We start from the raw sequence: 20,245 nt of genomic DNA on the forward strand, positions 1-20,245 counted from the left end.
CACCAGGTCCCCTTGTTCAAGGCAAACGCACAGCCCCGTCGTACGGCGTCTGCAAATCGCGCTCGGGAATCTCCCAGACGATCAGCTTCGGCGGCGTCTGCTTGAACGCCGGGCTGTCGAGGTAGGCCTTGGCCGCGCCGGAGAACTCGCCGCCGTCCTTGGCGAAATTGCCTACCGGTGCGCCCAGTGCCGCTTCGAGGAAACCGACGAAGTTCGAGTTGCGCGAAAACGAGGTGCCGATCAACGCCGTATTGGGCAGGTTGTCGTCGCCGAACAGGTCGTCGAGATTGTCACCACCCGCTTCCTGCACCTGCTCCTTGATCTGCGTTGCCGCCACGTTCTCAACCCGTGGCTGCAACTTCGTCGGCAACCAATCGATACCCGCCAGGCGCACCAGGTCTCCCGGACGCACGGCACTCGGCTCGCCCACCAGGTCAAAATGCTTGCGTGGCGTCGGCTCGAACTTCAGCCCTTCGATCATCCGGGCAACCTGCCCCGCCGCAGCCTTCGCCCCGGCTTCGCTCCAATGCGTATCGGTTCGCAGATAGGCCGCCTCGCCAACTGCCTGCAAGGTCGGTGTCAGGTTCAGCGCAGTCACCCCAGCGCCCTGCAACAAGCCCAGCCATTCATCAATTCGGGGTGCCAACACCGCCGGGCGGCTCAGCTTGCACAGTTGGCTGGCGACGATCCGGCTCTTGTCCGGCACCACTGCCACCACCAACTGGATGCCCCGCTTGCCCAATGCCTGCTGCAACTCACTCACCGCCTGAACCTTGGCCCGGGCATTGAGCGCGGCATTGCGGTTCAGCCGCAGCTCATCGGTGAGGAACAGCCAGTCCGGACAACCTTCACGTACCCGCGGACCGAGATCGCCGAAGGCCAGCCAGCTGCCGCCCCGTTCCAGATCGGCAGCCTGTTTCGGTACCGGGGCATCGGACAGGGTTTTGGCAAACCGATGGGTAATGTCGCCGTGCAGCAACATGTCCTGGGTGACGGTCTTGGGCAGGAACTCGATCTTGCCCTTGAACATCAGCCAGACACAGGACACCAGGCCCAGCGCCAGGAACAGCATGAAGATCACCCCTGCCAACGGGCTGACGCGTAGCGCCAGCTCCGTGGGGGGCGTGGGGGCGGTCGACGGGGATTGCGTTGGTTTGGTCATCAGAACTGAAAGTACAGAAAGGGCACGGCTTCACGGCTGGCGATCAGAGCGAACGACAGCATGAACCCGAGCACGGGCCAAAGGGCCGCAGTCAGCGCGAACCACGCACTGCCGGCGAATCGTCTTTCACAACGCGTTTGCAACAGCGGCGCGAGGATGCACACCACCCCAAGCAAGGCCGCCAGGCCGTGTACCGGCCGCAGGGTCACCGCCAGCGCATCGCCCAGGGCCAAACCGTGCTGACCGAACTGGCCGCCATACATGCTCAACGCCGTGGCGAAATCCGGAGAGCGGAACAGCGTCCACGCCAGGCACACGAACAGCAGCGTCGCCGTGTGCGAGGCCCAGCGCGGCAGGCCCGGCAGACTGGAGCGCGACCAGGCACGGTCGACGCACAACGCCACACCATGGGCCGAACCCCACAGCAGGTAGTTCCAGCTATCACCACCATGCCACAGACCGGCGATGGCCATGGTCAGGAACAGGTTGCGATAGGTTTTCCAGGAGCCCTTGCGATTGCCACCCAGCGAGATGTACAGGTAATCGCGCAACCAGCTGGACAACGACAGATGCCAGCGCCGCCAGAAGTCCTGGATGCTGTAAGCCAGATACGGACGATTGAAGTTCTCCGGGAAGTGAAAGCCCAGCATCAGGCCCAGGCCGATGGCCATGGCGCTGTAGCCGGCGAAGTCGAAGAACAGTTGCAGCGAGTACGCCAGGCAGCCGATCCAGGCATCGACGAACGATGGGTTTTCCAGATGGAAAGCCACGTCGACCAACGGCGACAGCGTGTCCGCCACCAGCACCTTCATGCACATGCCGATCATGAAACGGCGTGCACCCAGGGAGAAATTCAGCCAGTTGAAGTAACGCTGGTTGAGCTCGCGACGAACCCAGTCATAACGAATGATCGGGCCGGCAATGGAGTGACCGAACATGGAGATGTAGGTCGCGTAGTTGATGAAACTACGCTCCACCGGGACCACGTGCCGATGCACATCGACCAGGTAGGAAATCGCCTGCAGCACGATGAAGGACAGCCCCGCCGGCAACGCCACCTTCTGCCAGGCAATCGGCATCGCGCCGTATCCGATGATCAGCTCGTTCCAGGTACCGACAAGGATATTGGCGTACTTGTACCAGCAGAGCACGGCAGTGTTGATCACGATCAACGCCACCAGCAGCCGGATACGCCCACGGCCGTCCTCCCGCGAGCGGTCGACCAGCAGGCCGCCAACCCAGGCCAGCACCGTCAGGACCATGTGCAGGAACAGGAACAACGGGCTGAGCCAGCCATAGAACAGCCAACTGCCGATCAGCAGGATGACGTTGCGCCATGCCGGTCTTGCCAAGGCATAGACCAGCAGGAACGCAGGCAGGAACAGCGTCAGGAACTCGAGCGAGGCGAAAACCATGGCGACGGGTGCTTCCGATTCAGTTGGACACGCTGTCCGTGGCGGTAATAAGGCGCGGCCCCGTCGATGAAGGCAGTATCAACAGACTGTAGCGCTTGTTGGCCTCCAACGCTCCGAGTTCGACAGACGCACCGACCGGCTTGCCGGCACAGACCAGTTGGACCGCCAGCGAGCCACGCGGGTTGAGTTCCTGGCGTCGCGGATTGCCGGCCGGGGCTTTCTGGAACAGGTCGACATCGCGCCCGGCCAGGTTGACCCGGGCCTCGGCGCAACCGGAGTCGGCATCGAACAGCGCCAGCGAGGCCTTGAGCTGATTGGGAATGTCGAAAGCTTCGTTGACCACCAGTTGGCGAATACCCTGCTTGCCATCGTCCAGGGCAAACACCGTGGCGAAGTCGCCAGCAGCGACCTTCGCGTCCAGCGCGACCTTGTGACCGTCACGGCTCAAGGTGCCCTTGATCGACTGGCCACCGGGTACCGGGATGAAGTCGCTGACGGTCTTGTCGCCTTCAAGCTTCAGACTGGTCTTGGCCCCGTCGGGCGTCAGCTCCAGGGGGCTGGCGGACACGTTGACGAAGCGCAGATAGGCCGAGTCCTGGGAAGGACCGGTGGGATACAGGGCGATCTGCGCACCGAACGCCGGCGCGATCAGGGCAGCCCCGAGGAGGCCGCCGACAAGACCAAAAGTCCGTTTCACTTATTTCGCTCCCTTCACGGCGCTCGCCGGCAGTTCACCGATGGATTTGCCGATCGCCGCCGCCCACGACTTGTAGCCGGCAATGGTGAAGTGTTGGCCGTCGGAGGTGATCCACTCGCCCGGTTTGGAGAACTTGGTCGAGTCGATGTAGGTGCATGGCGCGACCATGTTCGCCAGGGTGCCGGCGACCAGTTGCGTACGCACCTGGTTCTTGCCGTAGGTGTTCTCGTTGGTGTTGCTGCCGTTGGCCTTGCCCCACGCCGGCCCGACCCAGACGCACTTGGCGCCGCTGTCGGCGATCTGCTTGGTCAGCGCGGTCACGCTCTGGTAGGCCCAGACCTTGGGAAACGGCGTGGTTTTGTAGGAGGCCATGGTGTCACCCATGATCAACACCACCAGGTCCGGCTTGTCCTTGGCGATCACGTCCTTGATCGGCTGGGTGTCCATGGTGCCACGGCTCATGACCTTGATCTTTTCGCCGGGCTCGCGGGTAGCGCCGCAGTCGAGCTTGAGTTTCGGTGTGACCCAGTCGGCCGGGTTGGCGCCACAGGCACCGATCGCATGCACCTGGGCACCCTGCTGGGTCAGGTTGTCATACAGCGGGTTCATCAGCGAGTCGGGAAAACTCATGTGGCTTTCGCCAATCACGAGCAAGGTCAAACCAGCGAGCACGGAAGAAGCCATCAAACATTCCTCGTTGAATCAATTCGAATAGGGGGAACCAAAGGGACTGACAGGCAGGTCCATCGGACCGGTCATGTCCTCAAAGGTATAACGCAGGTACAGACCACCGGCGACCTGACGGTAATCACTGGCATTGTCCACGCCAAGCGTACCGCCGAGAAAGAAGTTTGAACCGAACTTGTATTCGCCGGCAGCGCTCAAGCTGTAGCCGATGCCGGTCTTGTTATCGCCGTCATAGCGGCTCAGGCCGGCTGCCGTGGCATTGGCCTGATACTCGCTGTGGCCGGGGAGGATCTCGGCGCTGTCCTGACCGATATGCTGGACACCGATCGAGGACTTGATCCGGTAGGTGAAGCGCTCGGTGCGCTGCGACCAACTGACCGGCACGCCCAGGGCGAAGAAGGTCTGCGGACTGAAGTAGCCGCCATGGCCATAGGTGTAGAAATCCTGATTCTCGGAGTAGTGCAAGGCGGAGCCGCTCAGACCCACGGTGAGGATACTGCCCGGCGTGTTGCGCAGGTACCAGTAGACACCACTGCCCAGTTCGAAGCGGTTGTTGTCGTCGACATTGTGGCCCTCCAGCAGATGCGCCGAGCTGTAGCCGTAGGCACCGAACTTCTGGTTGTCGTAGCCCAACTCGCCCCGCACGCCATTGGCGGTAACACCGCCCCACTTCTCGCCGGTACGCGGATCACGGGAGCCAGCGAACGAGGTCACGCTATCGGTGACCATACGGCGCGAAGCACTGACGCCATAGCTGAAGTTCGGGTTGGCGGAGAATGGCCGGTTGAGGCTGACACCACCGATCGGCGTGCTGTAGGTAAAGCCGATCGGACTCATGCCGACATCAGCCTTGAGCCCGTTGTCCTTGTCACGATAGGCCACGGCCAAACCGACCCCGCTGTCCTTCTGGCTACCGACGAGAGCGGTGCCACTGGTGCCGAAGCGTGACGAACCATTGGCACCGGGGCTGCCCGAGTACAGGAAGACCGGAGTGACCTGCAAGGCGATGCTCGCCAGGTTCGAGCCGACAGGGAAACTGGCTTCGAACGGTGTCTCGATGTCCGTCAGCTTGCCCAGGCCCTTCTCGCTGTTGTTGTTGCGCACAGTGAGCCCCTGAACCACATAACCCGTGCGGTCCTGGAGAATATCGTTGAGCGCCGCCTGCGCCGGGCTCAAGCCCGCTCCGGGTGCGGTGTCGCGTGCATAGGCCTCCTCGCCAAACGGATTGGCGCTGCGGCTGGCGACCGGGGCGGGCGCAGTGGCCTGAGCCTTCTGCGCGACCGGAGCCGGAATCAGTTCCATGTCACCCGCGCTCAGGCCAGTGGATGAAGCGTCGACCGGCGGCGGAATCAACGACGCCTGGGCCAGTGCCGTACCCTGGCGACGCTGTCCGGCCAACCCGACGAAGGGGTTGGACGACACGGCGCTGCCACTCGCAACGTTGGCAACATAGGTGTCGACCCGCTGGCCGTTCTCGATCTCGATGGCCTTGCGCAGCAAACGGGCGGCTTCGCCAGTCTTGCCCATTTCGCGATAGATTCGCGCCGAAGCGGTCAACGTCAGCGGCACGCCAGGCTCGAGTTCCAGGGCCTTTTCCACGGAATGCTCGGCCAACGAGTAGTCGCGGCCCTGCATGGCGATATCAGCCAGGCCCAGTTGCAGCTTGGCATTGCCGGGGTCGGCCTTGATCAGCGGTTCATAAAGGTTGCGCGCCTTGTCGACGTTGCCACTGGCAGCGTACATGCGTGCCAGCGAGGAAATCGCCAGGCTGTCATTCGGACGCTGCTGCAGCGCTGGCGACAACATGTCGTAGGCGGCGACCAGGTCATTCTTCTCACGCAGCTCATCGGCCTGCTTGACCCGGTAGAGAAACACCAGGTCCTCATACCGTTTGCTGGCGGTCTCGCCCATCGGCTTGCCCTGCAACTGACGCAGGATCTCGCTGGCCTCGGCATCCCGGTCGGCCTTGAGCAACACGCCCGCGTACAACAATTGCAGATCCGGGGTCGATTCGGACTTGTCCAGCAGGTCACGCATGAGGCTGACGGCCTGGTCCGGGTTACCGGCTTCGGCATAGGCGCTGGCCAGCACCGCCACGCGCTCGGGCTTGCCACGGGTCAGCGGTTCGCAGCGCGACAGCAGGCCCCAGGCGTCCTGGCGCTGACCGCGACGGGCAACGTCCACCGCCAGTTCGGTCTGCACGTGCAGGCGGATGTCCAGCTCCATCTCGTTCATGTCGGTACTGCGCTTGGCCGCCGGAATCCGCGACAGCGTGCGCAGGGCCTTGGTCCACTCGCCCAGTTCGGCCGAGAGCAAGGTGCTGGTGTAGAGCGCATCGGGCTGGTCGGGTTGCTGCTTGAGCAACTCGTCGATCAGATCACGAGCGACCTGGGCCTGACCTTGGCGCAGGTAGACCCGGGCCAGGGCGAAACGGATCCAGGGATTTTTCGGATCGTCGGCCAGAGCTTCCTTGTAGGCTTTCTGCGCACCGGTCAGATCACCACGACGCTCGGCGAGCTTGGCCACCTGAGTCGCGCGCAATGCCCGAATATGCACGCTCGGCGCCAGGCGAGCCTGTTCCGCCGATGACAGCCGATCGATCAGTTGCAAGGCTTCGTCGGACTTGCCAGCCCGCGACAGCACGCCGATCAGTCCACTCAAGGCATCCGGGTAGTTGGCATTTCTCGCCAGCACCTGGCGATAACCGGCTTCGGCGGTATCCAACTGTCCGGCCTGGGCGTACCAACCCGCCAGTGCGGTCGGGCCAGCGGGCTCCACCGGGTTCTTGGCGATGGCTTGCTCGATCAGTTCCCGCGCCTGGGCCTGGCGGCCGCTGCGCTGGGCGTCATTGGCACGGTCGAGAAGAATCCAGTAACGCACGTCTTCAAGGGCGCTTTTCCATTGCGCACCGGCACCGGTGCGGGTCGCCTGCACCAGATAGTTTTCCGCTTCACCGAGGCGTTTCTGCTGTTGGCGCAGGATGCCCATGCCACCCAGGGCATCGTAGTCGTCGGGCTTGTCCTTGAGGCGTGCCTGCAATTCCTGCTCGGCGGTCGCCAGGTCGCCCGCATCGAGCGCCTTGAGGCCGCGGGCGACATGCGGATCGCGCTGCCAACCGGAACCTGTGCGGCCCTGGGCGATGCCCTTGTTCATCAATGCGCGGATCTCGCTGTCATCCGGGTGCGCCTGCAGGTACTGCTCGAACAGCGAGACCTGGTCCCGCGACGGCGGCCCGAGCCAGACCAGGGCGAAGCGCCAGGTCTCGTCGGCGTTGCCGCCGATGTCCGGGTTATGCGAGAGCCGCGCCAGGGCACGGATACCTTCCGGGCGACTCTCGGGGTTACGTGCCAGGTGCAGTGCCAACCACAGGTCGAGGATCGCATCGTCCGGACGTTCGCGGTGCAGGCGCTCCAGACCGACACGGGCCTCCGGCCAGCCGCCGGTGGAGAAACCCAGGGTGTTGTAATACTCGCGGGCGATCAGGCCCTGCGGCTGGTGGCCATCGAACAGTTGTCGATAGACCGCAACGGCCTGGTCGCGCTCGCCGGCATCGCTCAACTCGCGGGCTTTTTCCAGCAGTTGTTTCTTTTCCGGCGGGCTCAGGGCGATGTCCTGCTCAAGCTGCAGTGCCTGACGCGGCAGCGGCTGGATCGCCTGCAAGCGAGCCAGGTAATTCTGCGCGTTGGCGATGCGCTGGCGCTGTACCTCGATCAGGCCCAGGCCGTACAGCGCATCCGGTTGATTGGCGTCCAGGCTCAGCAGACGACTCCAGGCCTCGGCCGCGCGATCGGGTTTTTCCTTGGCCTGCCAGTAATAACCCTGCTGGATCAGCAACGATTGCGGGCTGCCGGTTTCGGCGGCGAAGCCGACACTGGAAGCCAGGGCGGCACAGACCGCCAGGGCTAGGGTTTGCTGGCGCATGCGGCCTCCCAGGATACGTTCACAGTGCCGTCCTTGTTGAACTGATAGCGGTGTTCACTCCAGCCCAGGGAAAACAGGCTCAGCATCACGTGATAATACTGATGCTGTTGATAGGCCGGGTCGGCCGGATCGGTGAAGTGCGCAATCGCCTGGTCAACCAGGCGTTGCTGTTGGTCCGCCAGCAATGGCAGCCCCTTGGCCCGCAGGTACGGCACCAGCGATGCCGAGAAACCGTAGGGCCCGATACCCTCGGTGGCGCCGGTCAGTACCTGGACCTTCTCCGGCGGCACGCCAGTGGACGCGGTGGACTGTGCCATGCCATCGAGATGGTCGAGCATCGGCTTGGCCAGCGGATCGGCCGGCGACGTCAGGCCGGCCCAGAGGTAGGTACGGATCGCATCGTAGCTGCCCAGCGCATTGGTGAACTTGTCGACCACGAACATGCCCTTGTTGAGGTCCGTCCCGCGATACCCCACCCAGTCCGGGACAAAGCCGAAACGGTTCATGTTCTTGTCGGCGATCATCTTCGCGGTGCTTTCGGCCACTGCGTTCCAGGGGCCGGCGGGAAGCTCCTTGTTGAAGCGCCGCAACAGCGGGATCGGTGTGTAGCTGGCGTTGAAACGCCACAGCTGATCCGGGTGTTCATAACCCACAGGTCCTGGCAGGAGCATCTTGCCGAGCCCGGGGATGTCGCGGATCAGGGTCTTTTGCACGTTGTCCAGAATCCGCTGCGCATCGGCCCGGTAAGCCGGTTTTTTCCACAGGCGATCGGCTTCGAGCAAGGCGTAGGCGAACCACAGATCGGAATCGCTGGCAGAGTTCTTGTCGATGATCCCCCAGGTACCGGCCGGTGTCGGCCCCCACAACCAGCCGGGCAGGTTCTGCGCGATATCGGCACCGGCCATATTGTCCCGGGTCCAACGCCACAGGGCATCGAAGGTCACCGGGTCGTTGGCGACCAGTGCGAAGAACATACCGTAGGACTGGCCCTCGGAACTGCTCTGGTTGGGGTCCATGCTCGAACCCAGCATGCGTCCGTCCTTCTGCACGAAGCGCTCGGCATAGTTCTTCCACAGGGGCCAGTTCTGCACGCTGCAGCCCTCGGCGGCTTGCGCCGCCATCGGCAGCAGCAATGCCAGGGGCAGCAGGCCACGCCCGAGCAAGCGCCCCAGGCCTTTTACACCGCTCAAATTGCGCACACTCATGACAGACGCTTCCGAGCCCGCGAGCGCAGGAACAGGAACAGCAGCAGGCTCACCAGCGCCAGTCCGCAGACCGTCACCAGCAGCATCCATATCAGGTTCTGCGAGAGCATCCACTGCACGCGCTTGAACAGGCTCAGGTCGCCGACGTAATACTGTTCATCCGCCACCAGCGAAGTGATGCGCTTGTCCTGCACCACGGCCAGGCTGCCCTGGATGGTGTCCTTGTACTGATCGCCACCGATCAGCGCGGCCGTGGCATCGGCCAGGCCTTCGGGCTTGCCGCTGGCAATCACCACCACACTGCGCTCGGCCTTGAGTGGCGACTCGAAGCCGGCCAGATAAGTGCTGCTGTTGGCACCGCTGTAGGTCACTTGCAGGCGCGGCTTGCGCTGGTTGGCCTGTGGATCGGGGCTGATCCAGTCACGCACGCGCAAGGTCAGGTCGGACAGATTGAAACGGTGGCCCGTCCCTTCGACAGCCGCCGGCAGGCGGTTGGCCCACTGTTGCAGCAATGGCTGGTTGTCGCCCGAAGCGAACACCAGCAGATCCTTGTCGCTGACCGCCTGCACGTCCTTGGGCTGCACCACGGTCACGCCCGTCGCCGGGTAGCCGGTGGACTCGCCGAACCGACCCAGCACGGTCAGGTACGCGCCCCATTCCTGCGGGCCACTGCCATCAGGCAAGACCACGGCGCTCTGCGAGAGGTCGGCCAGGCGGGTGAACGGGAAGCCGCTGTCGTTGAAGATCCCCAGGTTGGGCAAGGCGACGTAATGGTTGAAGCCGCGCAGGTCGAGGCTCGAATCCGGGTCGATGAGACCGCGCATGTTGTCGATGATGATGTCGCGGCATTCGCCCTGCTTGATGTAGTCGAACATGAAGCGCAGTTGCAACTGCGAGCGCGACGAGGCGACACCCAGCGGCAACAGCACCTGGGCTTCGCGCGGCAGGCTTTCATCCTTCTTGAGCATCGCCAGCAGGTTTTCGCCACCGTCGAGGCTCTTGAGCGAAGGCAATGGCATCGACTTCATGAAGGTGTTGTTCAGGCTCACCAGCAACGAGGAATTCGCCGATTCCTGTTGCGGCGTGTAGCGGTACTTCAGGTCCAGCGGCACACCTGCTTCGCGCCAGTTGAACAGGTCGGGCGGCAGGCGCATGGGAATGCTGATGCTGCCGGGGTTGTAGCCGGACACGCTGAGCTGCTTGGTGTCGATCAACTCACCCAGGCGCACGGGGCGGTCCGACGGCAGCCAGTTCGGCGCATCGTAGGGGCGGCGTGGGCTCAGCGGATCGAGATGATCGATGACCACGCTGTTGCCCACCAGCGCCTTGCTGCCGAGCGCTACGGCGCTGGCGGCCAGCTTGAGTTCGGCAGCGTCACGACCGGCGACGATCAGCAACTTGCCATGCGGATCGTTCGGGTTGGTCTGCAAGGAGACCGTCGCGCCCTTGAGTTCCGGGATCTGCAGGCTGCCCAGTTGCACGGCCTCCTTGCTTTCGACCAGGACAATGGCGTTGCCCTGCTGGGGAATCTGGCCCTGGACGCTGGTGAAGTTGGCGCCACGATAAGCGGCCAGTGCGCCCATCCACGACGACAGGGCGCCTGCAGCTTCAAGCGTGGCGTTATCCGGTTGCCGGGCAAACACGAACGGCAGCTCGAGTTGGCGCGAATCGCGACGGTCGAAGAACGGCAGCGGCAGAATCGACAGGTCGTTCTTGAGTTCGATCGGCGAAATGCTGAGCTTGAGCTCGGAACCGACGTTGATCTTGGCCCACAGGCTGCTGTGCTGCGGGTCTTCGCACTGCATGGTGTAGTGCCCGATGAATTGCAGGCGCAGGCGGTTGAACTCGGTGATCAGGTGCGGCGGGATGTTCACCACCTGCTGCTGAGGCTGACCAGCGCCTTCCTTGGGCAGCGCCAGGCTGGCGGCGACCTCGTCGTTGACCAGTACGTTGATCTGCGACAGATCAGCGAGCAGCGCCGGCGAGTAGCTGTAGCTCAAGACCAGTTGCGCACCGTTGACCACTTCATCGGCACGGATATCGAAGTTCACTGCATCCGAGGCTTCGACACCTTGCAGGTTCATGGTGTCCAGGCGCCCCAGTTGCTTGAGGGTCAGCTCACGGGTGTAGCTGCCGGCCGGTTGGGCCACGGCATTGGTCACGACGACATTGCCCACAGCGGGGCTGAGCGCGGCGTTGTTGCCCACAGCGGTGTCGGCGTAAGCCATGTGAATCATTGCGCCCAGACACAGCACCGACGAAGCCAGGCGCATGAAAGGGTGACGTGGGCAGCGAGCGGCGCGGCGGTCCGAGGATTTCATGATCATGACTTGTCCATAAGGGGGTCGAGCGGTTTCGAATGAGCGGATTTGGCAGCCAGACGGTCGCGGGTCTGCAGGACGATGGCCTTGAACAAGGCGCCCATGCCGATCACGCCGATGGCACTGACTTCGCGCAGGGCCGACAGGGGGGTATCGAGCTTGCCGCTGCCCCAACTGGTAGCCCAGGTGTCGGCGCGGGAGAAGGTCATGCGTACCAGCTCGCTCTGCTGACGCAGGCTTAGCGGGTCGAACAGCGCGCCCAGGTACTGGCCCTTGCTGAACACCACGGTCGTGTCGAACTGACTGGTGTGCGAATTGCGGAACAGCGACACGCGCACACGTTCACCGGCAGCCACCGTGGTGCCCTCCGGCAACTTGAGGCCGAGGCCGCGCTGGGAGAAATCCTGGGTCATGCCGTAGACCTCGGTGCCATCGGACAGCTCGATCCTGACCGGCAGCTCGGCGCGAACCCGCGGTTCGGAACGGACCTGGCGGGTTTCAGAAGCCACCGCGACCGCAGCGCTGGTGATGATCAGGTTGTAGAGCGTCCAGACACAGTTGATCAGCACGGTGATCTCGGTATCGGCCTCGCCCCAGATCAACTGATGGATGCCGAACAGCAGGCCGATCAGGTTCAGCGCCAGCAGCACGATGTAGGGCCGGGCCAGCTTCCAGTCGAAATATTCCTTGTCGATGATGCCGCCCTTGTCGGTGACGTTGAAGCCACCGAACTTGGGGTTGACCAGCGCCATCAGCACCGGCGGCATGATGTACCAGGCCAGTACCGTCTCGTAGACCTCGTTCCAGAACGAATGCCGAAAGCGCCCCTGGATGCAGGAGTTGGTCAGGTTGGAGTGGAACAGGTGCGGCAAGGCATAGGCGGTGATCATCAACGCCGAGGCGTGGAAGATCTGCGCACCGAAAATCAGGTAGGCCAGCGGCGCGGTGAGGAACACCAGCCGGGGCAGACCATAGAAGAAGTGCAGCATGGCGTTGGCGTAGCAAACACGCTGCCCCAGATTCAGGCCTTTGCCCATCAAGGGATTGTCGACGCGAAAGATCTGCGCCATGCCCCGTGCCCAGCGGATACGCTGGCTGATGTGGCGCGACAGGCTTTCGGTCGCAAGACCCGCCGCCTGGGGAATCGCCAGGTAGGCAGTGTTGTAGCCGGCACGGTTGAGCTTGAGCGCGGTGTGGGCGTCTTCGGTCACGGTCTCGACCGCCACCCCACCGATCTCTTCCAGCGGCTTGCGACGCAGGATCGCGCAGGAACCACAGAAGAACGTGGCGTTCCACAGGTCGTTACCGTCCTGCACCAGACCATAGAACAGTTCGCCTTCGTTGGGTACGGCGCGGAAGGTATTGAGGTTTTTCTCGAACGGGTCCGGGGAAAAGAAGAAGTGCGGCGTCTGCAGCATCGCCAGCTTCGAATCCTTGAGGAACCAGCCCATGCCGATCTGCAGGAAGGAACGGGTCGGCACGTGGTCGGCGTCGAACATGGCGATGTATTCGCCATCGGTCACCTTGAGTGCTTCGTTGAGGTTACCGGCCTTGGCGTGGAAGTTGTTGTCGCGGGTGATGTAGTTGACCCCGATGCGGTTGCAGAACAGGCGGAACTCATCGCGGCGACCATCGTCGAGCACGTGCACGCGCAGCTTGTCTTTCGGCCAGTCCATCGCCTGGGCGGCGAAGATGCTCAGCTTCACGATGTTCAGGGCTTCGTTGTAGGTGGGGATGAACACATCCACCGTCGGCCAGTCATTCGGGTCGCCGCTCAGCAGCACCGGACGACGACGCAGCGGCCAGGCAGTCTGCACGTAACCGAAGACCAGTACGACCAGTGCATAGATTTCCGCCAGGACCAGGCCATAGCCGAACAGCATGTCCAGCCAGCCTTCGAAGCCCAGGGTATCGGTCAGACGCCAATACAGATAACGCAGGGATGCCACCAGTGACAGCACGATCAGCGCCAGGATCGGAAAACGACCAGGTACGCGCTTGATCAGCAAGGCGGAACCGAAGCACAGCGCCGCGAACAGGCACTGGGTGTAAAGATCCAGCGGCGCGCTGACGATGCAGACCAGCAACAGGCAGGCGATGATCGCACCCGCCAGAACCAGTGTGCGGCGCAATACGCTCGGCCACTGTTTGATGTGTGCCAGCCAGGAATTGAGGCGCAACTCGGAGCGCCCCGGGTCTTGGGACGTGAAATTGGGATCGATGGTCATGACAGATGAGACTCTTGCGTACCTTGCATGAGCAGTTCGCACAGCGCGCCTGCCACGTCGAGAATGTCCTGGCAGCCTCGAGTACTCGGGGTATGCGCCAGCGGATTACGCTCATAGGCCAACGCTTCGCCGAGGAAGTGATCCTGACGGACCACACCCAGCAACGAGTTGCCGATTTTTCTTTTCAATACTTCGCAGACATCGAGGCTGAACTGGCGCGAAGTATCCAACTGGTTGATGACATATTTGCACGACAACGGCCTCTCCCCCTGCCGATAAGGCGTCAGCAGGCGGTCAATCTGTTCCAGGCTGGAATAGGACGCGCCATCGGCGAGCGTCACCACCACCGCAACGTCGGCGATGGCCAGCGCCTGGGCCAGGTAAGCCGTCGCCCCGCAGGGTGTATCGATGATCACGGTGTCGCGCTCGCCCAGTTCCAGACCGGCCAGGTGCCGAGCCAGCCAGGTCGGATCGGCACGCAGAGCGCTTTCGAAATCGACACGCTCGTCCTCGCTCACCACGCCATAGGCCAGGCAGTGGCTGGCCGAAAAACCGTCACGCAACAGACGTCGCCAATCCTGCTGGGAATGATCCTGGGCGATGCCCGGCCATTGGTCGTTGCCCCCCAGATGCAGACACAAGGCATTCTGTGGATCGAAATCAAGTGCCAGGGTCCGGCCACCGTCACGCTTGAGCGTGCTGGCCAGGGCAGCGGCCAAGGTGCTCTTGCCGACGCCCCCCTTGGCCGAGACCATGGCGATGACCTTGGCTTTGAGCACCGTGCGCTCACCGGCCTGCGCAGGAGCATTGACGGCACTGACTTCGCGTTGCTGCTCGATTTCCGCCAGCAGCCGGCTCAGGGATGTCACGCCAACCGCCGTTGCCAGCGGGGCAACCGCCGTTGCGTTGACGGCCGCTGGCACAGGCGCAACAGAAACAGGGGGCGCTGAGACGGCCGGCGACGGCACATCCGGGATGTCGATGGGTGCCGAAACAGCGGCTTGGGACAAGGGTTCGACCGGGGCCACCGGCTGCAGAGCATTCAACGTCTCGATCAGTTGAGTCGCTGCCTCTTCGGCGTAGTCATAGGACGGCTCGACTTCAAGATAGTCTTGCGCACTACCTCCGAATCTCTTGAAGAGATTCGCGATATCGTCAGAAAGATGCATGCAGGTGTCCCTTTGTACAATAGAAATTCGAAACAAGCGTCCAAAGGGACAAGCACCAACCCTGGTCCTACAACGTCCATTATTCCCGACGGCTTCCCCTACCGGTAGTAGCAATATGATGGTGTCATTATTTTGTTGTCTAATTGATTTTGTTCAGCCCGAATAATCGAAAAGCCAAAATTTTGGCGAACAACTTTGAAACATTTGGCAAAACCCGCCCACCCGCTTCTGAGCTGGCCGCTCGCCGGTTGAGCCGTGACAACAGCGCGCCGGTCCAATAGATTAACCGCCCAAAAATGCTGCGGCATTTTGAGCCTTACCCCCTGTTAAATGAAATAGCGAAATTTCGATGCCTGACTCTCATACCGATGAAGCCGTAACCAACTTGTCCGCCAAGCACGCATACGAAAACGCGATCAACCTTTCCCAGCATGTGGCCCAGGCCAAGAACATCAGCGAAATGGTGCTCGACGCGTTCCACACCTCCAGAGAAAGCGAGGAAATCCGCCAGTTGCGCGTAGCGATCCGCCAGGCACACGACCGTTTCGACGACGACCAGGCCTACACACTCATGGGCCAACTCAAGCAGCTCAAGGATACCGAAGCTGCAGAAATCGCCGCGCTGGAAGACCTGAGCACGAAATTCCCGATCAGCCGGATCCTGTCCAGCTACAAGGACGATCCGGCGTTTCAGGAATTGGTCTATGGCCTGGCGCTCAAGGTGCTGAACCAGACCCACCAGGCGGTGACCAATCCGAACGCCGGCAAGGGCAAGACTGCGCGAGCGAAGAAGGAAGCCGAAGTGTTCGTCATCAGCAAGGACGGCACCAGCGTCAACTTCCCGCTGCGCACGCCACGCACCAAGGCCAACGCCGACCGCGAGGCGTTCGAGTTCCTCGGCTTCGCCTTTGCCGGCCACGGCGATCTGGCCGAACTGCTGAGCGAAACCTTTGTGGATAACGAGGGCAATGAACAGCCGGCGACACGCAAGAATATCGTCACCGCGATTCAGCAGCAGACGGCGTTTGCCGGTTACAGCGTGGCTCAACAGTAAGAACGGCTCGCAGAAAGACGCGCTTGCCGGCGCGGGACCGCGGCCAGAAAGCCAACCGACCCAAGCCGGCAATGCTCCTGCACCACGTGGCTTTTTGCGCAGACACAAAAAAACCCGCCGAAGCGGGTTTTTTTTTGACCTGCCCAACATCCTGTCGGTAGCCGTCCTAGCCAGGTCGATCATCCTTGATCCTGCGCACATCCGTATGCAGCAGTGATGGGTGTAGATTAGGGCAACGACAGGGATGGGCAAAGACGTGATCGCCAGTGCGGCGTGTAAGCCTTTGGCTATACCGCCGCAGCGTTTGCCACAGACTCGGCGCCGGCAGTCGCCAGCGCACCACAGATGCCCGCGACGATCATCTCCACCTCCGTAGCATCGATCGTCAACGGTGGCAGCAGGCGAATGGTCTTGCCGCGGGTGATGTTGATCAGCACACCCTGTTCGCGGGCGGCGATCAGCGCCAGGTCGCGGACCGGCTGCCTGAGTTCGATACCGATCATCAGGCCCCGACCACGGATCGCCATCACCTGCGGATGCGAGCCCAGTTCATCCTGCAAACGCGCGAGCAGGCGTTCGCCCTGGTGCCGGGCATTGGCGACCAGTGCCTGTTCCTCAATGATATCGAGCACGGTGCAGCCCACCCGGCAGGCCAGCGGATTACCGCCGAACGTGCTGCCATGGCTGCCCGGCGTGAACAGTTGCGCCGCCTTGCCCCGCGCCAGGCAAGCGCCAATCGGAATGCCGTTGCCCAGCCCCTTGGCCAGGGTCATCACGTCCGGGACGATGCCTTCGTGCTGGAAAGCAAACCATTGTCCCGTACGCCCCACCCCGGTCTGGATCTCATCGAGCATCAGCAACCAGGCGCGCCGCTTGCACAGGTCGCGCACGGCTTTCAGATAACCCGGCGGTGGCGGTTGCACCCCTCCCTCGCCCTGGATCGGCTCCATCAGCACCGCGCAAATCCGCTCGCCATGGCTGCGCGCCAGACTGTGCAGCAGTGGCAGGTCGCCGAACGGGACCCTGATGAAGTCCCCCGGCAACGCGTTGTAGCCCAGACGCACCGCCGGACCGTCACTGGCCGACAGTGTGCCCAGGGTACGACCGTGGAAAGCGTTTTCCATGACCACCACCAACGGCTGCTCGATACCCTTGTGCCAGGCATGCAGACGCGCCAGCTTCAGCGCCGTTTCATTGGCCTCGGCCCCCGAATTGTTGAAGAACACCCGGTCCATCCCGGACAAGCCGGACAACCGCTGCGCCAACCGCTGTTGCCAGTCGATGGTGTAGAGGTTCGAGGTGTGCAACAGCAGGCCAGCCTGCTCGCTGATCGCCTCGACCAGGCGCGGATGGGAGTGACCGACATTGGTCACCGCCACCCCGGCCACGGCATCCAGATACTCGCGACCGTCCTGATCCCACAGGCGGGTGCCCAGGCCTTTGACAAACCCCAGGTCGAGCGGTTGATAGGTGGTCATCAGGCAGGCGGCGGTCATGACAGCAGGCTCCAGGCAGTGAGGTAGTGCGAGCAGTATCGTTAGCCACCTGAGCTGGATAAACTCCCTTGAACTTCATTCATTTTAAAGTAGAGATTGATAATGGACCTGTTCCAGGCCATGCAGGTATACGTGAAGGTGGTGGAAAGCGGCAGCATGACCGCTGCCGCCCTGGACTGCGGAATTTCCACCACCATGGTCGGCAACCATCTGCGCTCGTTGGAGCAGCGCCTCGGCGTCAGCCTGCTCAATCGCACGACCCGCCGTCAGCGCCTGACCGAATTTGGCACGACCTACTACCAGCGCTGTCTTGAAGTGCTGGGCCTGGTGGCCGACTCCGAACGCCTGGCCGAGCAGGTCCAGGGCGAACCGAGCGGTACCCTGCGGATCACCGCTCCGCTGACCTTCGGCTCCGAGCGCCTGACGCCGGCACTGAGCGAGTTCGTCCTGCGCTATCCACGAATCCGGCTCGACGTGATGCTCAGCAACCAGCGCGAGGACTTGATCGACAGCGGCTTCGATGTGGCAATCCGCCTGGGCACTCCCGAGCCATCGGCGCTGATCGCGCGGCCGCTGGAGAACTACGCCCTGACCGTCTGCGCCTCGCCTGCCTACCTCAAGCGCCGGGGCACCCCGCTGATTCCTCAGGACCTGGAACACCACGACTGCCTGGCTTTTGCCTATCCGGCGGGCGATGACTGGCGGACGGTGGAAAAACAATGGAGCCTGAGCGGCCCGGAGGGAGAGATTCTGGTGCCGGTCAGCGGCCCGATGACCATCAACAGTTCATCGGCGCTGTACCAGGCGGCGCTCGCCGGCATGGGCATCGTGATGTTGCCCGATGCCCTGTTGCGCGACGATCTGCGCGAGGGACGACTGCTGCCCTTGCTGGGCGACTACAAACTGCCTTCACGGCCGATGAACCTGCTTTACGCCCAGGACCGCTATCGGTTGCCCAAGCTGCGCAGCTTCGTCGAATTTGTCCTGGAGAAATGGGCAAAGCCCTGAGGCTTCACCCATACCCTCAAGCACCTTACTGGGCAGTGGCCTTGGCCGCATCTTCGATGAGCGCCGCCACCTTGTCCGGATGGGACACCATCACCACATGCGACGCGCCCTTGATGTCCACGGTCTCGCGCGAGCCGGCGCGGTCGGCCATGAACTTCAGCGCCGCCTCGGGAATGTTCTTGTCCGCCGAACCGTAGATGAACCAGGACGGCAGGGTCTTCCAGGCCGGCTCGCCGGAAGCTTCCTTGAGCGCGGCCTCGGCGATCGGCCGTTGAGTTGCAGCCATCAGCGCGGCTTCCTTGGCCGGAACATCGGCAGCGAACTGCGCCGGGAACTTGTCCTGCTGGATGTACAGGTCGACGCTGCCATCTTTCAGTTTCACAGGCGGTGCCAGGGTCGGACCAAGGCTACCGCCCGGGAAACGACCGGAGAGTTCAATGGCGGTCTCGCCTTTTTCCGGGGCAAAGGCAGCGACATAGACCAGTGCCTTGACGTTGGATTGCCCATGGACGGCGTTGGAAATCACCGCGCCGCCGTAGGAATGCCCCACGAGGATCACCGGACCTTGCGTATGCTCGACGATATCGGCCACATAATCCGAATCGCCTTTCACACTGTGCAGCGGATTGGCGACCGCGATCACCGGATACCCCTTGGCCTGCAGACGGGCAATTACCCCGTTCCAACTGGCAGACTCGGCGAAAGCACCATGAACCAGAACCACGGTGGCCTTCCTGGCCGGTTCCGTGGCGGCTGCAGCCGAGCCGCTCCACCCCAGAGACAGCGCACCGGCGGCAATCGCTACGGCAGCGAACAGTTTCGATACAGCAGAAAGACGGGACGTTTTCATCGTTAATTCCTTTCGTTTGAAGTGACAGACCCGCCGGAAGCGGCGGCTTGAACGTGGAGCCATGATGGCGAAAACACGTTTACGAATGGCGCCTTTTTGTCGATTATATGCGGCAGATCGTCTAAACCATCTAGCGAGAACCCACCCATGGATCGCCTGTCGACCCTGCTGACCCACTTCGGTATCGCCGCCAACACCTTCCACAGCGGCCGACTGTTGGGGCAAATCGAGCTCGACAGTCACAAGCCTTCTGGGCATGTCCACCTGCTCAAGAGTGGCCGGCTGCAACTGGAAGCCGATGGCTGGACAGTGTCTGTCGAAGAACCGAGCCTGATCCTCATTCCCCGTCCCCTGCCCCATCGCCTGGTCGCTGGCGCAGCCGATGCTGCCGAGCTGGTCTGCGCCTCGTTGCGGTTCGATGGGGGGATCGACAACCCGTTGTCGGTGGCCCTGTCCGACACCCTGGTCATGCCGCTCAAGGCCGTACCGATGATCGAAGGCACGCTGGACTGGCTGTTCGGCGAAGCCTTCGCCGAACACTGTGGTCGCGAAGCGGTGATGAACCGCCTGTTTGAGTTGATGGTGATCCAGTTTTTGCGCCACATGATGGCCTACCACAGCATGACCACCGGGATGATGGCGGGCCTGGCAGACCTGCGCCTGGCTCGGGCCATGACCCTGATGCACAATCACCCCGAACGGCCCTGGACCGTGGCCGACCTGGCACAGCAGGCCAACATGTCGCGAGCCAGTTTTGCCGCGCACTTTCACAAGGTGGTCGGTCAGACCCCGGCAGACTATGTGCTCAGTTGGCGGGTCAGCCTGGCCCAGAAGCGCCTGCGCGAAGGCCGGCCGATCGCCCTGATCGCCGATGAGGTCGGTTACGAAAGCCCGTCGGCACTGGCGCGGGCCTTTCGGCGCAAGATCGGCGAAAGCCCACGGGAGTGGCTGGGACGCCAGTCGAGCGAACCGAGAAACCCCGTCCAGTCGCTCTGAAACGCTTGCCAGGGCACTTTCGCCAGAGAGACCGAT

General features: G+C 62.6%; 14 protein-coding genes. 3 read left to right on the forward strand and 11 right to left on the reverse strand.

From position 1 onward, the window contains the following. Window positions 1-16 precede the first annotated feature (16 nt). From BLU37_RS01900 to bcsQ, 9 genes are read right to left on the reverse strand one after another with little or no spacing between them, the layout of a single operon-like run. Window positions 17-1,162, reverse strand: coding sequence for an alginate O-acetyltransferase AlgX-related protein (locus BLU37_RS01900; protein WP_172832989.1), 1,146 nt, complete (start codon window positions 1,160-1,162; stop codon window positions 17-19). Further along, window positions 1,162-2,577, reverse strand: a complete 1,416-nt coding sequence (locus BLU37_RS01905) for an MBOAT family O-acyltransferase (RefSeq protein WP_090202064.1) — start codon at window positions 2,575-2,577, stop codon at window positions 1,162-1,164. The genes BLU37_RS01900 and BLU37_RS01905 overlap by 1 nt, the downstream gene beginning before the upstream one ends. A gap of 19 nt (window positions 2,578-2,596) precedes the next feature. Continuing rightward, window positions 2,597-3,274: a cell division protein FtsQ gene (locus BLU37_RS01910; RefSeq protein ID WP_010452706.1), complete on the reverse strand. Its 678-nt coding sequence runs from the start codon at window positions 3,272-3,274 to the stop codon at window positions 2,597-2,599. Continuing rightward, entirely contained in the window at window positions 3,275-3,958 is a 684-nt protein-coding gene (locus tag BLU37_RS01915) for an SGNH/GDSL hydrolase family protein (protein WP_010452703.1), read from the reverse strand. 18 nt (window positions 3,959-3,976) lie between these two features. After that, window positions 3,977-7,882, reverse strand: coding sequence for a cellulose biosynthesis protein BcsC (locus BLU37_RS01920; protein ID WP_090202065.1), 3,906 nt, complete (start codon window positions 7,880-7,882; stop codon window positions 3,977-3,979). After that, window positions 7,864-9,087 (reverse strand): cellulose synthase complex periplasmic endoglucanase BcsZ, encoded by a 1,224-nt coding sequence (bcsZ, locus tag BLU37_RS01925; RefSeq protein ID WP_090202066.1) that lies wholly within the window; start codon window positions 9,085-9,087, stop codon window positions 7,864-7,866. The genes BLU37_RS01920 and bcsZ overlap by 19 nt, the downstream gene beginning before the upstream one ends. Continuing rightward, the gene (bcsB, locus tag BLU37_RS01930; RefSeq protein WP_090202067.1) at window positions 9,084-11,414 is read right to left on the reverse strand and encodes a cellulose biosynthesis cyclic di-GMP-binding regulatory protein BcsB; all 2,331 of its coding nucleotides are present in this window, start codon (window positions 11,412-11,414) and stop codon (window positions 9,084-9,086) included. Before bcsB ends, bcsZ begins: the two co-directional genes overlap by 4 nt. Beyond that, entirely contained in the window at window positions 11,411-13,636 is a 2,226-nt protein-coding gene (gene bcsA, locus BLU37_RS01935) for a UDP-forming cellulose synthase catalytic subunit (RefSeq protein ID WP_090202068.1), read from the reverse strand. Before bcsA ends, bcsB begins: the two co-directional genes overlap by 4 nt. Then, complete coding sequence (gene bcsQ, locus BLU37_RS01940) at window positions 13,633-14,805, reverse strand: cellulose biosynthesis protein BcsQ (RefSeq protein ID WP_090202069.1); 1,173 nt, start codon at window positions 14,803-14,805, stop codon at window positions 13,633-13,635. Before bcsQ ends, bcsA begins: the two co-directional genes overlap by 4 nt. Before the next feature lie 349 nt (window positions 14,806-15,154). Here bcsQ and BLU37_RS01945 point away from each other — a divergent pair, with 349 nt between their 5' ends. After that, window positions 15,155-15,859, forward strand: coding sequence for a hypothetical protein (locus tag BLU37_RS01945; protein WP_010452694.1), 705 nt, complete (start codon window positions 15,155-15,157; stop codon window positions 15,857-15,859). 287 nt (window positions 15,860-16,146) lie between these two features. Here BLU37_RS01945 and BLU37_RS01950 read toward each other — a convergent pair whose 3' ends face one another. After that, window positions 16,147-17,355 carry an aspartate aminotransferase family protein gene (locus BLU37_RS01950; protein WP_090202070.1) on the reverse strand — a complete coding sequence of 403 codons (1,209 nt, stop codon included), beginning with the start codon at window positions 17,353-17,355 and terminating at the stop codon, window positions 16,147-16,149. Between the two features lie 102 nt (window positions 17,356-17,457). Between BLU37_RS01950 and BLU37_RS01955 the strand changes: the two genes are divergently transcribed. Further along, on the forward strand, window positions 17,458-18,363 hold the full coding sequence (locus BLU37_RS01955) for a LysR family transcriptional regulator (protein ID WP_090202071.1): 906 nt from the start codon (window positions 17,458-17,460) through the stop codon (window positions 18,361-18,363). Window positions 18,364-18,388: 25 nt separating this feature from the next. Here the strand turns inward: BLU37_RS01955 and BLU37_RS01960 are convergent, their stop codons facing one another. Beyond that, entirely contained in the window at window positions 18,389-19,213 is an 825-nt protein-coding gene (locus BLU37_RS01960) for an alpha/beta fold hydrolase (protein WP_090202072.1), read from the reverse strand. A gap of 147 nt (window positions 19,214-19,360) precedes the next feature. On the opposite strand from BLU37_RS01960, the gene BLU37_RS01965 reads away from it, so the two are divergent. Further along, window positions 19,361-20,209 (forward strand): AraC family transcriptional regulator, encoded by an 849-nt coding sequence (locus tag BLU37_RS01965; protein WP_090202073.1) that lies wholly within the window; start codon window positions 19,361-19,363, stop codon window positions 20,207-20,209. Window positions 20,210-20,245 lie beyond the last annotated feature (36 nt).

Source organism: Pseudomonas asplenii (genome assembly GCF_900105475.1).
In the GTDB taxonomy this organism is placed as follows: Bacteria; Pseudomonadota; Gammaproteobacteria; order Pseudomonadales; family Pseudomonadaceae; genus Aquipseudomonas; species Aquipseudomonas asplenii.